Below are 14704 nucleotides of genomic sequence, written 5' to 3' on the forward strand. Positions count from 1 at the left end.
AGAGGTATCTCTCTGTAATAGGAATCGACTTGCATTACAGATACATTTGTTTGTGATGCAAATCGATTAATTATGAAAGTTTGATGCTTATTGCTGCCTTTGGTGTGATTGCTGTCACTTATTTGCGTGGAGCTATCGGGTAGAGTAACTCCGTACCCTAAATGATAAGTGCGCTGAATAGACGCAATTGAAGGAGCCCCCTATGACCAAAACCGTATTCCACCTTGGTGTGACTGAAGCAGATTTAAACGGTGCCACACTCGCTATTATTCCGGGCGACCCTGCTCGTGTGCAGAAAATCGCGGAGCTGATGGATAACCCTGTTTTCCTCGCAAGCCATCGTGAATATACCGTATACCGCGCAGAGCTGGATGGGCAGTCTGTGGTGGTGTGTTCAACCGGTATCGGTGGACCTTCAACATCGATTGCGGTTGAAGAGTTAGCACAATTAGGCGTGCGTACTTTCTTGCGCGTTGGCACGACTGGTGCGATCCAGCCTCATGTGAATGTCGGTGACATGATTGTCACAACCGGTTCTGTGCGTTTGGATGGTGCAAGTCTGCACTTTGCGCCGATGGAATTCCCAGCGGTACCGGATTTTGATGTGGCGACCGCAATGAAAGAGGCAGCACAAGAAAGCGGTGCAACAGTTCACATGGGTGTGACAGCGTCCTCCGATACCTTCTACCCAGGCCAAGAGCGTTACGACACTTTCACTGGTCGCGTAGTGCGTCGTTTCCAAGGCTCGATGAAAGAGTGGCAAGACATGGGCGTGCTCAACTTTGAAATGGAATCGGCAACTCTGCTGACCATGTGCGCGAGCTCTGGTTTGAAAGCGGGCTGTGTGGCGGGTGTGATCATCAACCGTACTCAAAAAGAGATCCCAGATCACGCGACGTTGAAAGAAACCGAAGCGCGTTCTATCAAAGTTGTGGTGGAAGCTGCACGTAAGATGCTGAAATAAGCGGCATATCTTCTTCACTGAATTAAAAAGCGCCACTTGATGTGGCGCTTTCTATTTCCTATATTTTTTACCTGCCTGTTTAAGCCACAACAAGCTGTGGTAACGGGTGATAGAGGCTTTCCACCAAATCATTGAGCATATGGTCGTATACCTGCGCAATGGTGGCCGAAAGTTCAGTGCTTAACTGATAGAGTTCATGGCTCTCGGGCATTAAGCCACTGCTGTCGGTGATTTCGTTCAATTGGCGCATCGCGGATGAGCAGACCGGTGAGCCCAGCGTTAAAGGACTGATCAGCGCTAACTGATTGAGCTTACGCTGCATCAGCTCACAATAGTGGCGAATACGTAAGTCATTGTTTTCATTTCGAGAGTCATCAATACACAAGCGCAATTGGGTGAGTGTTTCCATCGCATCAAAAATTTGTTGCCAGTTCATGTGGTACTCATCACTCAATTCTTCTCGTCCTGATTCCGCAAGCCAAGCGAGCACCACATCATCCATCAAATACATGCAGTGGCGTATTAACTTACCGTGTAAGCGTTGATTTTTCCCCACATTGGCTTGCTCCCATTCGTTTAACACCGTTTTCAACGAGTTTTGCAAAATTCGATAGGAGGGTTTGTTGTCAAAGTGGGCGATCTGGATCAGTTGCTCCGACTTTTCTAACAAACGCTTTTGCAGCTTGGAAAGCTCGTGCTCAGTTTGCGAATGCGTCTCTTGTTGGCTGAGTGTTTGATGAGTGAGGCTACGGTGCTGGCGGCACAGCGCCAACACTTCGCGCAAACAGATCAGCAGTTCAAATTTACGCTGTTGTGTTGAATGTTTCCGCTGAGAGAGCGTATAGATCAAGCCAAGAATTGCTAAAGACAGAACCAGAGAAATTGTCACAAACATAGCCACCTCCGTGTTGGTGTTGGACCATCCCATTCCTATGTGGAAGGGTACAGAGTGGTATTGCAGTTTGAATGCCAAAAATTTAATGATTAAAAATCAATGGTTTATTATTTTTGGTTGATTGGGTATGCACATTTATGGGGCATAGTGCGCAAAAAATGTGAGCTAGACCTTGTAATGGCCAAGAGAGTCATGCTGGATAAGAAGAGAAAATGTTTGGCTTGAGAAAGCGGGTGATGACAAAAAAGCCTTTGCAGATGCAAAGGCTTTTCAGGTGTTGGCTTGCTAATCAAGACGCAATAATTACATCACACGCATACCCGCTTGAGCGCCTTGATGGGGTTCAAGTAACCACAGGTCGCTACCGCCAGGGCCTGCGGCGAGGATCATGCCTTCAGACAGACCAAACTTCATCTTACGCGGTTTGAGGTTTGCTACGACGACAGTGTATTTACCAATCAGATCTTCTGGTTGGTAGGCAGATTTAATGCCAGAGAAGACTTGACGGGTTTCACCGCCGATGTCCAGTTCAAACTTGAGCAGCTTGTCCGATTTCTCGACCGCTTCACAAGAAAGAATCTTAGCAATCCGCAGATCCACTTTCGCAAAATCATCAAACTCAATTTCCGCGGCTAGAGGATCTTTGCTCAGCTCGGTTTCTGCGCTCTTTGGTTTTGCGGCATCTGCTGCGGCTTTTTCGGCTGCCGCCTCGGCTTTCGACGCCTCAATCATAGCTTCAACCTGTTTCGGATCGATACGGTTGAACAGTGCTTTGAATGGCGTTACCGCATGATCCGTTAGCGGAGTTGCCACGCCTTCCCAAGTCAATTCTTGGTTAAGGAAAGCTTCAGTACGCTCTGCCAACGCAGGCATCACTGGCTTGAGGTAAGTCATCAGTACGCGGAATAGGTTAATGCCTACCGTACAGATGTCTTGCAGTGCTTGGTCTTGGCCTTCTTGTTTCGCGACAACCCAAGGGGCTTTTTCATCCACATACTGGTTGGCTTTGTCTGCCAATGCAGTGATTTCGCGGATGGCACGACCAAACTCACGTGCTTCAAACAGCTCAGCAATACGATCGGCTGCGCCAGCAAATTCAGCGTACAGCTCAGGCTCCGCAAAGTCTGCTGAAAGCTTGCCATCAAAACGTTTAGTGATGAAACCTGCGTTACGTGACGCAAGGTTTACGATCTTGTTCACCACATCCGCATTCACACGTTGGGTGAAGTCTTCGAGGTTCAAATCGAGGTCATCAATGCGGTTATTCAGTTTTGCCGCGTAGTAGTAACGCAGACACTCTGGATCCAAGTGATTCAGGTAAGTGCTTGCTTTCACAAACGTACCTTTCGACTTAGACATTTTCGCGCCATTGACGGTCACATAACCGTGCACAAACACGTTGGTCGGTTTACGGAAACCAGAACCATCCAGCATGGCAGGCCAGAACAAGCTGTGGAAATAAACGATGTCTTTACCGATGAAGTGGTAAAGCTCGGTTTTGCTGTCTTTATTCCAGTATTCGTTAAAGTCCAAATCGCCACGCTTGTCGCACAGGTTTTTGAATGAACCCATGTAACCAATCGGGGCATCAAGCCATACGTAGAAGAATTTGTCTTTCTCGCCCGGGATTTCAAAACCAAAGTAAGGTGCATCGCGGGAAATATCCCACTGCTGCAAGCCGCCTTCAAACCACTCTTGCATTTTGTTGGCGGTTTCTGATTGCAGAGAGCCTGAACGTGTCCACTCTTTGAGCATGCTCTCAAACTGAGGCAGGTCGAAGAAGAAGTGCTCAGAATCTTTCATCACTGGCGTCGCGCCAGAGACGGCGGATTTTGGATTGATCAGCTCAGTCGGGCTGTAAGTCTCACCACACGCGTCACAGTTGTCGCCGTACTGGTCTTCCGATTTACATTTCGGGCAAGTGCCTTTTACGAAACGATCCGGCAAGAACATCTCTTTTTCAGGATCGAACAGCTGAGAAATGGTGCGGCTTGAAATAAAGCCGTTCTTTTTCAGTTGCAGATAGATGTGCGAAGCCAGCTCGCGGTTTTCATCGCTGTGCGTGCTGTGGTAGTTATCAAAGCTAATATCGAAGCCAGCAAAGTCGCGTTGGTGCTCTTCGCTCACCATCTCGATCATCGCTTCTGGTGTCATACCCATTTGCTGTGCTTTCAGCATGATAGGTGTGCCGTGCGCATCATCCGCACAGATGAAGTTTACTGTATTGCCACGCAGACGCTGATAACGAACCCAAATGTCAGCTTGGATATGCTCAAGCATATGACCAAGGTGGATTGAACCGTTCGCGTAAGGCAGGGCACAAGTTACCAGAAGTTTTCTTGGATCGTTTGCCATACTTAATATTCGCTTTTCTTGATAGGGACCAAATTGAAGCGATAATACTACCCTAAGCACGCAGTCACGCCAAGGCGCGCAACAGTTGATTCCCCTATCTTTTTCGGGGTTCAGTTGCTCTTTGAGCGGTGGTAGCATGGGCAAAAAAGGGGAAGTTATGCAATCTATTCAATCCAAACAGGATCTCTGCCGCTGGCTGAGCCAATTTTCGCATCCCGATTTAATCAGTGATTGGGCGATGTCGCCTTCTATCGTCACCATCACGCCCAACCAGCAAGTCAATGTGCAATTGCCTTTTGCTGCCCATTCACTGCTGACTGAATTAAGTGATTGGATTGCCAAACAGCAAGCCAGTGGAGCCGTTGCGCCAGTGACGTTTGACATTCAAGTAAAACCTCAAGCGCTGGAAACTCGCGTAAGTGCGGCAGTCAAAGGGGTGAAAAACATTATTGCGGTGACGTCAGGCAAAGGTGGCGTGGGTAAATCCACGACGGCGGTGAATCTTGCACTCGCGATTGCGAAGTCAGGAGGCAAAGTCGGTCTATTGGATGCCGATATTTACGGCCCATCAGTACCGCTGATGCTCGGTAAAACCCAAGCTAAACCAGTAGTGCGTGACAATAAATGGATGCAGCCAATTGAGGCGCACGGCATTGCCACGCATTCGATTGGTTATTTGGTGGATGAGGCGGATGCGGCGATTTGGCGTGGACCAATGGCTTCTAAGGCGCTGGCACAGTTACTCAATGAAACCGAGTGGCCCGATCTGGATTATCTGGTGATCGATATGCCGCCGGGCACGGGGGATATCCAACTCACCCTCGCGCAGCAAATTCCGGTGACCGGCGCAGTAATTGTGACCACACCGCAAGATTTAGCCTTAGCCGATGCTCGCAAAGGCGCGGCGATGTTTGCCAAAGTGGACGTGCCTGTGATTGGGTTGGTGGAAAACATGAGTTACCACATCTGTAGTCATTGTGGCGAAAAAGAGCATATTTTCGGCGTGGGCGGAGCGCAAACTCTTGCCGCTGAATTTGGCTTATCCCTGCTGGCACAAATTCCGCTGCATATTGACATGCGAGAGGATATTGATGCGGGAGTTCCGACTGTGGTGGCGCGTCCCAATAGCGAGCATACCGAACGCTATTTAGCGTTGGCGCAGCGTGTGTGTGCTTCGCTGTTCTGGCAAGGCAAAGCCAAACCAGAGAGCATTCAAATCCAGTGGGTTAATTAAAGTAGCATCCTGCTCTAACAGCCAGAGTGAATGTAATCGTTTGCTCTGGTTTAATCTTATCCATCCGACATTTATGTGGCTGTTTTTGCCTAATGCAAACTGGTATCTCGGTCACATTCTCCCTATAATCAGGCGGTTTACCTTCATTCCTCACAACCATGTTCGGGTGCATAACCATGTCTGAGAATAATCAATGTGTCATCGTCGGTATTGCTGGCGCTTCTGCTTCTGGTAAGAGTCTCATTGCGAGCACGATTTATAATGAGCTACGCGCCAAAGTGGGTGACCATCAAATCGGTGTGATTACGGAAGATTGCTACTACAAAGATCAGAGCCATCTGAGCATGGAAGAACGTGTTAAAACCAACTACGACCACCCAAGTGCGCTAGACCACGATCTCCTTTGCCAACATTTGCAAATGCTGGCGCGTGGCGAAGCGGTTGAAGTGCCAGAATACAGCTACACTGAGCACACACGTACCGAGCAAACCACCACCATGACGCCGAAGAAAGTGATCATTCTGGAAGGCATCCTGCTTCTGACTGATCCACGTCTTCGTGATTTGATGCACGCGACTGTATTTATGGATACGCCGCTGGATATCTGTTTGCTGCGCCGTGTGAAGCGTGATGTACAAGAGCGTGGTCGCACCATGGAATCCGTACTGAAGCAGTACCAAGAGACGGTGCGCCCGATGTTTATGCAATTTATTGAGCCGTCAAAACAGTACGCAGACATCATTGTGCCTCGTGGCGGTAAAAACCGTATCGCGATTGATGTACTCAAAGCGCATATCGCAAAATTGCTCAAATCGTAATTTTGACCAGAGCTTTGCATCGCTTAGCTTTATTTTTCAAAGTAGAAGTGGCACTTTAAGTGCCACTTTCTTTTTCTCGTCAAGCAAGGAAAAGCAGATGAAAAAACTGTTTATTTCTCTTCTCGGTTTAGTTGTGCTGATTGTTGGCGCACTGCTGGCCTTAGTGTTGTTGGTTAACCCCAACCAATTTAAACCTTTAATCGTAGAGCAAGCCAAAAAACAAACTGGCTTAGATTTGGTGATTGAAGGCGATATTGGCTGGCAATTTTTCCCATCTATCGGTTTTGAGTTAGGCAAAACCGAGCTGAAAAACCCGCAAGGTTTTGCTAGCCCAAATCTGTTTAAAGTTGAGAGTGTGGGTATTGATGTCTCAGTAATGCCACTGTTCGATAAACAGCTCAAAATCGGCAACATCCGTTTGGATGGCGCAGAATTCCATCTGGAAACGCTTAAAGATGGTCGCTCTAATTTGGATGCCTTGACGCAAGCGCAATCCAAGCCTGCGTCCACACCAGCCACAACAGAACCTGCACCCGCTTCTCAGCCAAGCTCAAGCGAGCCAACCGCGGCGTGGAGTATTGAATTGGGGGGCGTTTCTGTCTCCAATGCGGTGTTGGAAATAACGGATAAAAAAGCGGGTTCGCATACCAAGTTGTATGACGTTCAACTGAGCGTTGCTGAGTTTGTGCCAGACAGCTGGACGAAAGCAACCTTTGCCGCGAAAGGCGATAAAGATCAGCAGAAGTTTGCCGCGCAAGGTGAAGCGGAAGTGCGCCTATCGGCGGATTTCAAGCAGTATGCGCTGCGCAACATTAATCTCGATGCGAGCTTTAGTGATCCGAGTAACCAAATCGATTCAGCCAAACTGAAACTCGATACTTTTGAGTTTGATAAAGCCAATGCTTTGACCTTCTCTGTGGTGGGTAAAGTGGCAGAGATGAAGTTTAATGCGCAAGGTTCTGCGTCACTGGTGGTCAATCAAGCGATCAGCAAAGTTGGTTTGGATGCGCTGAAACTGCAAGCCGAATTGGAAGGGGCTGCGTTACCGCAATCACCGATGAAGTTAAGTTTAGACTCGCAAATTGCTTTCGATTTGACACAAAACCATCTTAGTGTGCTGCTCAACAAACTGACGGCCAATGCGCTGAGTTTCGATGGCAAAGCGGATGTCACCCTCGCAGATATTCCGAAAGTGCGTTTCAACTTGCACAGCCCTGAGATTGACTTGGATGCCTTCTTAGGCACGAAAGCTCAAGAGTCGCAACCTGCGCCAGCCAAGGAAGCGGCTGCATCCTCATCGTCAGCACCCGCGACAAATGCCCCAGCAGAAGTGGAACCGGACTTGTCGGCACTCAAAGCCTTGGATGTGGCAGGTGAGATCAGCATAGATAAATTCAAAGCCAGCAACGCCCATCTGCAAAATGTAAAAGCGAATTTTGCGGTCAATCGTGGCGTGGTGGATTTGAAATCCTTCACCGCGAATCTGTATCAAGGATCCGTGCAAGCTAGCGCGCAAGTGGATGCGCGTAAAACGCCCGCGACTTACAGTGTGAAGAAGCAGATCAAAGGGGTACAGGTTAAGCCTTTACTAAAAGATGTGCTGAACAACGAAATGCTAGAAGGCACAGGCAATATTGATGTGAATGTGCAAGGCCAGAGCCTGACACCAAGCGGCATCCAGAAAAATCTGGTTGGTACTGTGGCGATTAACTTTGCCGATGGTGCGGTGAAGGGCATTAACGTGGCGCACTTGATTCGTACCCACTACGCCAAGATCAAAGGCCAAAATGTTGAAGAAGCGGATGCGGTAAAGAAAACCGACTTTAGTGCGATGACGACGACGCTGAAACTCAATAAAGGTGAAGTAACGACCAACGATCTTAATATGCAATCGCCATTGCTGCGCATTCATGGTGAAGGTAAAGCCAATTACCTACAGCAGAATGTCGATTTTCTGGTGCGTACTTCGATTGTAGGAACCTTGGAAGGTCAGGGCGGTAAGAGTTTAGATGAGCTGCGCGATGTGACTATCCCGATCAATATTTCAGGTGCGTGGAGCGATCCGAAGTTCCGTTTGGTATTTGATGATGTACTCAAACAAAAAGCCAAGAAAGAAGTGGATCGCGGCGTGGAAAAACTGACCGATAAAATCAAAGATGAAGACACCAAAAAAGCGGTGGATGGGTTGTTGAAAGGTCTATTTAACTGATGGTGATCCCCATCCTACTTGAAGCTGCAGCGGTGTTGTCTACGTTCACTCACCCCAATCACAGAGTTTATCTATGCTCATGGGGATGAACTCACTTGCCGTCTACCTGCAACTCTAAGTAGTTTGGGTATATACACCATTGATGGAACTAAAAAGGGCTGAATATCAGCCCTTTCTTATTGATTTTTTTAATTTTTTTACCAATCGACCCCTTTAAGGGCTTTCACGCCGGCTTCGAAAGCGTGCTTGATGTTTTTCACTTCAGAAACCGTATCGGCCATCTCAATCAAAGTGCGGTGTGCGCCGCGCCCAGTGATGATCACCGATTGCATTTTCGGACGTTGATTGAGTGCTTCGACCACTTCCTCCAACTCGATGTAACCGTAGCTCACCATGTAAGTGAGCTCATCAAACAGCACCACATCCAGCGATTCATCCTGCAACATACGTTTGCAGTGTTGCCATACTTCTTGTGCCGCTGCGGTATCACTCTCGCGGTTCTGGGTTTCCCAAGTAAAGCCAGTCGACATGACCTGAAATTCAACGCCGAGCTTTTCTAAAAGATTACGCTCGCCATTCTCCCAAGTGCCTTTAATAAACTGGGCCACCGCACACTGTTTATCGTGACCTACCGCGCGCGCAATGGTGCCAAAACCTGAGGTCGATTTTCCTTTACCATTGCCAGTAATAATCAGCAGTAACCCTTTTTCTTCTTGAGCGGCGGCAATTTTGGCATCCACTTGCTCTTTGACTTTTTGTTGACGAGCTTTGTGACGCTCTTGTTTGATTTCATCGCCGGACATGGCAAATCCTTTTTCAATCTGAAACTTGTCGCTATGATAGCCCAACTCGTCAGTGGCAAACACCAAACAAAAATAGGGATATAAGATGCAGAAGGTACTCGTGGTGTGCATGGGCAATATTTGCCGTTCTCCGACCGCGGAAGCGGTATTGCGTGCTAAGGCGGCACAACTCAAGGTTGATGTAGAAATCGATTCAGCAGGCACGATTGGGTATCACCAAGGGAATCCACCGGATGCACGCTCAAAAGCGGCAGGTGAGAAGCGGGGATACTCATTTTCTGGCATCAAAGCGCGAAAGATCCGCGATGAAGATTTTGTGAAATTTGATTGGATTTTAGCCGCAGACCAAGAGAATTTAACTGAGCTGAAAGCTCGCTGCCCTAAATCCCATCAACATAAGCTGTCATTGATGCTCAGCCACAGTGACTCGGAATACCAAGAAATTCCGGACCCTTACTATGGTGGTGAACGCGGTTTTGAGCTGGTGCTCGATTTGGTTGAAGACGCGGCAGAGCAGTTTTTACTGAAACTAAAACAGCAAGGCCAGCATTAAGCTGGCCTCGATAAAGTAGAATGACCTTAGAAGCGGTAGTTCGCTTGAACACCGATCAGCCATACATTGCCTGATACATTGCCCGTAAATGCACCACCGATTGCGGCTGCAGTTTGGTCTGAAGCGTCACGAGGTTCGTTGATGGTGGCATCTTTCGCAAAGATATAGGTAAAACCGGCATCGAGAGTCAGTTGTGGCGTTGCAACATAACTACCGCCGACACTTACCCAAGTACGGTCTGTTTCCGGGATGGTTGCTGTGCGGTTTTTATCGTCTACCGCTGATGTGTCGTATGCGACGCCCGCACGCAGAGCGAGTTTAGCATCGTATTGATACGTTGTGCCCAAAGCAAAGCGGTAGTTGTCTTCCCAGTTTTCTGATTTGATGAGGTCAGATTTTTCTGGGAACACAGCCGTCAACTCTTTGAATGAACTCCAATCTGTCCAGTTAATGCTAGCGTGAATCGCCCACTGGTCATTGAGTTGGTGGAAGCTTGCCAGTTCAGCCGTCGCTGGTAGAGTCACAGACATCATGCCAGGTTTATAACTACCGTAACTGACTCCTTCTGCATGTCCTTCAAAATCCATCACCACTTCCGATTTATAGGCGAAACCTACGCGGTGATTTTGATTGATTTGCCATGCACTGCCTACTTGCCAACCCCAAGAGTTATCTTCGCCTTCCATATATTTCAAAGTCGTGCCTTGAGGAAGTTTTAGAGCGTTTTTAGCTGGCGCAGTTGCACCGAAATGACCTTCACCCATCACATAACGCACACCACCACCAATACTCAATTGAGGCAAGATTTGGTAAGCAATATTGAGGTTCGCTTCTTTGCTGATCACGCTCGCTTGGTTGCCAAAGTGAGAGGCTGCAAACTCAGTACCTAGATCGGTTTCCATACCGTAGTTAGTACCAAGAGCAAAACCCAGTGCCATTTGTTCGTTTAACTGGTGTGACAGATAGAAATTCGGAATCACTGCATCGTGGGCAAAATCGTTTGAAGATGCGTGAGTTTTACCTAGTTGTGCGTGGTTTACTGTACCCTCAACATCCACGTTTGGATTCACGTAAATTGCGCCGGCAGAAACTTGAGTGCCTTCTAAATAAGTCAGCATTGCAGGGTTGCGCCATTGTGCGCTGGCATTGTCTGCCATCGCGGCTTCACCGGCGTAAGCACGGCCAAGACCTGTTGCTGAATACTCAGCAAGTTGGAAGCCCGCCGCTTGAGTAAAAGTAGAAACACTGGCTAAACCGAAAGCCACAGCACAGGATAGGAGAGTCTTATTGGTTTTCATTGGGATTGTTCGCTGAAATTTGCTGGTTTTTGTTGCGGCAAGTCTACGGCTAGAGCAATTGCTTTAAAACTTCAAATCAATGAAAGTGCAGGATTTGAAGTTTTAGCCTGTAAAATGGATGTTTTATAGATGATATTTCTATTTATTAAACAAAGGTTATTAAAGGTTCAGCGTACAGATGTAGTGATATTGAGGTATTTAATCGCACGCTTGTACGCTGACATTAAGCAAAACTAGGCAGTCAGCAAAAGAAAGGGGCTGATAAATCAGCCCCTTAGTAATGATGTGTTGCGACGTGTTAATTAAAACGTACGGCTGTATTGTAAGCCCAACAGGATTGCGTCTGCGTGGGTTGTTGCAGTTAACAAAGTTCCTGCAGAATCTTCTTTGACTCCTACATCCTTGCCCATTAGATAAGTAAAGCCAAAGTCAACATTAGATTTGTCATCGATGTTATAGGTGAAGCCAGCTGAGAGCCATTGACGATCTGAATCAGGAACAGAGATTGAAGTTAGTGAGTCTTGCGCACTAGTGTCGTACATATAACCTGCACGTAGAGTCCAATCACTATTCAGATAATAGGTACCACCAATTGAGTAGTGCCAGCCATCTTGCCATTCGTATTTTTTACCAAAGACGCCACCCGTTGATTTAGCTTGAAGCGCTGCAATAGTTGAGCGAGAAGAGCTTAGATTTTCAAAATCTATCTTATCGAAAGCACTCCAGCCAATCCACTGTACGCTATAGTGCACGGCAAACTGAGTATTTTCGATTTTGTGGAAACCAGAGAACTCAGCAATATCCGGTAGTGGTAGCGTGATCTCCTGACCGTAATCGTCTTTAGCTTTAAATTCTGGGCTATAACGGTAAGACAAACCAAAACGGTTATTCTCATCCATTTCGTAAACCGTGCCCAAATTAAAACCTACCGCCCAACCATCCGCTTTATCAACGTTAAGAAGTGCTGTGCCAGCTGGAATTGTAGTACCTAGTTTCTGAGATAAACCAGCAGCTAATTGTGCACTGGCAAAACGTTTCATAGTGCCTTGACCATAGATAAGATCTAAGCCAGCACCGAAGCTGAGTTGTTCATTTACTCGATACGAGCCTGAAAGGCCTAAGTTAAAGCTTTTAACATCCGTAAGACCGCCATATTCAGATGCAGGGTAGTTATCTGCAAACTCTGTTTTTGTGCCAAAGTTTGAATAAGCGTTAACACCCCAAGCAAACTGTTCATTGACTGGAACTATCAGATGAATATTTGGAGCAACGGACGTGCCACCGACATCATCTGTATCTGAAATATTTACACCATTATATTTGGCATCTTTAACGTCAATCATGGTGGTAATAGTTTCAAAACCAAGAGAGAGCGCCATCTCATCAAACAGTGCCATCGCCGCTGGGTTGCGAGACATTACGGCTGCGTTATCGGCGATAACGGCATCACCCGCAAAAGCGCGACCTAGGCCGGTAGCAGATTGTGCGTTGAGCTGGAAACCTGCTGCAAACGCTTGTTGTGTGGCTAGCGTTACCGTCACGGCAAGCAGAGATTTTTTAAACAGACGCATGTTGTTCATTAGACTTTTCCTTTTTGGTTTCGCCTCTTATGGGCGTTGTTGTATGAGCTTTTGCTTTATTTGAGCAATTGCTCAGTGGTGGCTGATCCTAGACGCTAGTATAGGAGATAGAAATCCGACCATTGTCTAATTGAGCGAGAAAATTACTGAAATGATGTCTATTTGGCAGGAATTTAGGCGAAAACTCTAAAACTTAGAGTTTTCGCTCTATTTTAACTATTCACAACAATGCGTCAGTGTCATGTTGAGTATGCAAAAATCAGATGGATGATTGGATCATGGGCATGAGCTTATTGGCAATGTTGGTCAGGTTTTCATCCTTCTCGCCGACCAAGATCAAACTGGCATTTCCGACGGGTTCAATGATGCCTGCCATCCCATCTTGCTTGAATAAGCTGCTTTGTGCGCTGTGGATGGGCGTAAAAAACAGAGTTACTTTGCCTTTTTCACCTTGAAATACCATATGTACGGCATTGTCTTTACCAAAACCACAATGGTTGAGGTAATAGACGTGATAAGGAAAATCGCCTTCCATTTTGTAGGCAAAAGGCCGCATCTTGGCATTGATTTGCTGCATGTCCGCTTGCTCATCCAATCGGTTAACGAACCCTTCTTCATGGATGACATGCTGCACCGCCATGTCAGACAGGCTGGCTTGCGCGGGGGAGATCAAAAGGTTGCCCCACTGGATTTGTCCAACAAGCAGCCCAGCAGTAAAGGCAACCGATGCCGCGATCGCCATGGCTTTTCGAACAAACTGCGGGCGGATGACTTTCTCATCTTCCACTAAAGTCGTTTGTTTGAATAAAATTTTATCGGCCAAATCATCCGGCACATCGACTTTGAACGCCTGAGCGATCTGTTTATCGAGCTGAAGTACATCATCGACAAATTTAGCGTTAGCCTCACTTGAGGTCATCATATCCAGTGTGTCGTTATCGCGCTGTTTAGGATCAGACATGACTTTGCGGCGAAATTCCAGTTCATCCATTTTGCTGCTCCGGGTAGTGTTCTGAACCATCCATCATCTCTTTAAGTTGGTTACGTGCTCTAAACAAACGGGTCATCACCGTATTTTTATTCAGTGAAAGGATGTCTGCGATCTCCTCACCACTGAATCCGCCCACCACTTGTAGAAAGAGGGGCTCGCGATATTCGACATCCAACTTCAAAATTTGCCTTTGCAGCCACTCATTTTGATGGTGCTCATCATCGCTATATTTGGCTTCGTAGTCGTGATCATCGATATCGACTAAGTCAAACTGTTTACGCTCAAAGCGGCGAGCATTTTCTCGGCGCAAAATCGTAATTAGCCAAGCTTTGGCTGCTTTTTCATCCAGCAGGCTATCGAGCGATTTCCACGCTCTCAAGCAGGTTTCTTGCACCAAGTCTTCGGCAATCGAGCGATCTTTACACAACCAATAGGCGTATCGGTAAAGGTCGCGATGATAAGCTCGCACCAGTGCTTCGTATTTTCTTTGTCTGTCCATGTCATTATTGACCGGACGTTGGGAAACTTTCTTTCCAAACAGATTCAATATCGACACCAAGGACTCCCTGTATGCGTCGTGTTATTCCAATTCATTTTGCCAAACTCCTGTTGCGCTATGCGGTTTGACTCGAAGATGGTGATAGGACAGAAATTATGCGAAGGAGTTCACGACTTATGAAGTTTCAGCGCGTTATGGCTCTCTATCTCAACAAGTCGTTTAATCGCATTAAACTTGATCTAATTCAAAATCTCATACTCTGAAGCCGTTATAGTAGCTCCTGTCATCTCGTTAGTCATTACGACTGACATTGTTGAGCAAAGATGACACTTCCTTTTGAAGGCTGACTTTACTTTCTCCTAATCAGGAAACTGATTTTTCAATTGGCGTAAGTTAATTGCTTTACCCATTCCGACCACACAGTTCTGTGTGGTTTTTTTTTTTGCAAAAAATCCTACCCACACCGGTTTGTCAGTGTTTTTCATCTCGAAAGGATTGTTTAAAT

The 14704-nt window shown here is 47.0% G+C and carries 12 protein-coding genes; 5 read left to right on the top strand and 7 right to left on the bottom strand.

Features of this window, described 5'->3' with window-relative positions; translation table 11 throughout:
* The first annotated feature begins 202 nt into the window (after nucleotides 1-202).
* Nucleotides 203-964 carry a uridine phosphorylase gene (gene udp / locus GOU96_RS00005; RefSeq protein ID WP_174499612.1) on the top strand — a complete coding sequence of 254 codons (762 nt, stop codon included), beginning with the start codon at nucleotides 203-205 and terminating at the stop codon, nucleotides 962-964.
* 79 nt (nucleotides 965-1043) lie between these two features.
* On the opposite strand, the gene GOU96_RS00010 is transcribed toward udp, so the two are convergent.
* On the bottom strand, nucleotides 1044-1859 hold the full coding sequence (locus tag GOU96_RS00010; protein WP_000498219.1) for a hypothetical protein: 816 nt from the start codon (nucleotides 1857-1859) through the stop codon (nucleotides 1044-1046).
* Nucleotides 1860-2162: 303 nt separating this feature from the next.
* Complete coding sequence (metG, locus tag GOU96_RS00015; protein WP_071188034.1) at nucleotides 2163-4214, bottom strand: methionine--tRNA ligase; 2052 nt, start codon at nucleotides 4212-4214, stop codon at nucleotides 2163-2165.
* Nucleotides 4215-4371: 157 nt separating this feature from the next.
* Here metG and apbC point away from each other — a divergent pair, with 157 nt between their 5' ends.
* The 3 genes from apbC to GOU96_RS00030 all read left to right on the top strand — a co-directional run bounded on the left by apbC (nucleotide 4372) and on the right by GOU96_RS00030 (nucleotide 8475).
* On the top strand, nucleotides 4372-5448 hold the full coding sequence (gene apbC, locus GOU96_RS00020) for an iron-sulfur cluster carrier protein ApbC (protein ID WP_002043594.1): 1077 nt from the start codon (nucleotides 4372-4374) through the stop codon (nucleotides 5446-5448).
* A 176-nt stretch (nucleotides 5449-5624) separates the two neighbouring features.
* On the top strand, nucleotides 5625-6266 hold the full coding sequence (gene udk, locus GOU96_RS00025) for a uridine kinase (RefSeq protein WP_001293736.1): 642 nt from the start codon (nucleotides 5625-5627) through the stop codon (nucleotides 6264-6266).
* 97 nt (nucleotides 6267-6363) lie between these two features.
* A complete protein-coding gene (locus tag GOU96_RS00030) occupies nucleotides 6364-8475 on the top strand; it encodes an AsmA family protein (protein WP_267780687.1) in 2112 nt (703 codons plus the stop codon).
* Nucleotides 8476-8672: 197 nt separating this feature from the next.
* On the opposite strand, the gene cobO is transcribed toward GOU96_RS00030, so the two are convergent.
* A complete protein-coding gene (gene cobO, locus GOU96_RS00035; protein WP_324701939.1) occupies nucleotides 8673-9389 on the bottom strand; it encodes a cob(I)yrinic acid a,c-diamide adenosyltransferase in 717 nt (238 codons plus the stop codon).
* On the opposite strand from cobO, the gene GOU96_RS00040 reads away from it, so the two are divergent.
* On the top strand, nucleotides 9388-9831 hold the full coding sequence (locus GOU96_RS00040; protein WP_053033883.1) for a low molecular weight protein-tyrosine-phosphatase: 444 nt from the start codon (nucleotides 9388-9390) through the stop codon (nucleotides 9829-9831). The two genes, cobO and GOU96_RS00040, sit on opposite strands and share 2 nt — an antisense overlap.
* A gap of 26 nt (nucleotides 9832-9857) precedes the next feature.
* Here GOU96_RS00040 and GOU96_RS00045 read toward each other — a convergent pair whose 3' ends face one another.
* The 4 genes from GOU96_RS00045 to GOU96_RS00060 all read right to left on the bottom strand — a co-directional run bounded on the left by GOU96_RS00045 (nucleotide 9858) and on the right by GOU96_RS00060 (nucleotide 14199).
* Nucleotides 9858-11129: an outer membrane protein transport protein gene (locus tag GOU96_RS00045; protein WP_032469402.1), complete on the bottom strand. Its 1272-nt coding sequence runs from the start codon at nucleotides 11127-11129 to the stop codon at nucleotides 9858-9860.
* A gap of 302 nt (nucleotides 11130-11431) precedes the next feature.
* A complete protein-coding gene (locus GOU96_RS00050) occupies nucleotides 11432-12709 on the bottom strand; it encodes an outer membrane protein transport protein (RefSeq protein ID WP_001061931.1) in 1278 nt (425 codons plus the stop codon).
* Nucleotides 12710-12968: 259 nt separating this feature from the next.
* The gene (locus GOU96_RS00055) at nucleotides 12969-13700 is read right to left on the bottom strand and encodes a DUF3379 domain-containing protein (RefSeq protein WP_032474583.1); all 732 of its coding nucleotides are present in this window, start codon (nucleotides 13698-13700) and stop codon (nucleotides 12969-12971) included.
* Entirely contained in the window at nucleotides 13693-14199 is a 507-nt protein-coding gene (locus GOU96_RS00060) for a sigma-70 family RNA polymerase sigma factor (protein ID WP_000375854.1), read from the bottom strand. The genes GOU96_RS00055 and GOU96_RS00060 overlap by 8 nt, the downstream gene beginning before the upstream one ends.
* Nucleotides 14200-14704: the final 505 nt, after the last annotated feature.

Source organism: Vibrio sp. R-1 (assembly GCF_035615595.1).
Lineage (GTDB): Bacteria > Pseudomonadota > Gammaproteobacteria > Enterobacterales > Vibrionaceae > Vibrio > Vibrio cholerae.

What these genes read in the sequence shown, in the direction of transcription:
- udp (WP_174499612.1), top strand. Translation starts at nt 203, where the DNA reads ATGACCAAAACCGTATTCCACCTTGGTGTGACTGAAGCAGATTTAAAC.
- GOU96_RS00010 (WP_000498219.1), bottom strand. Translation starts at nt 1,859, where the DNA reads ATGTTTGTGACAATTTCTCTGGTTCTGTCTTTAGCAATTCTTGGCTTG.
- metG (WP_071188034.1), bottom strand. Translation starts at nt 4,214, where the DNA reads ATGGCAAACGATCCAAGAAAACTTCTGGTAACTTGTGCCCTGCCTTAC.
- apbC (WP_002043594.1), top strand. Translation starts at nt 4,372, where the DNA reads ATGCAATCTATTCAATCCAAACAGGATCTCTGCCGCTGGCTGAGCCAA.
- udk (WP_001293736.1), top strand. Translation starts at nt 5,625, where the DNA reads ATGTCTGAGAATAATCAATGTGTCATCGTCGGTATTGCTGGCGCTTCT.
- GOU96_RS00030 (WP_267780687.1), top strand. Translation starts at nt 6,364, where the DNA reads ATGAAAAAACTGTTTATTTCTCTTCTCGGTTTAGTTGTGCTGATTGTT.
- GOU96_RS00040 (WP_053033883.1), top strand. Translation starts at nt 9,388, where the DNA reads ATGGGCAATATTTGCCGTTCTCCGACCGCGGAAGCGGTATTGCGTGCT.
- cobO (WP_324701939.1), bottom strand. Translation starts at nt 9,389, where the DNA reads ATGCACACCACGAGTACCTTCTGCATCTTATATCCCTATTTTTGTTTG.
- GOU96_RS00045 (WP_032469402.1), bottom strand. Translation starts at nt 11,129, where the DNA reads ATGAAAACCAATAAGACTCTCCTATCCTGTGCTGTGGCTTTCGGTTTA.
- GOU96_RS00050 (WP_001061931.1), bottom strand. Translation starts at nt 12,709, where the DNA reads ATGAACAACATGCGTCTGTTTAAAAAATCTCTGCTTGCCGTGACGGTA.
- GOU96_RS00055 (WP_032474583.1), bottom strand. Translation starts at nt 13,700, where the DNA reads ATGGATGAACTGGAATTTCGCCGCAAAGTCATGTCTGATCCTAAACAG.
- GOU96_RS00060 (WP_000375854.1), bottom strand. Translation starts at nt 14,199, where the DNA reads ATGGACAGACAAAGAAAATACGAAGCACTGGTGCGAGCTTATCATCGC.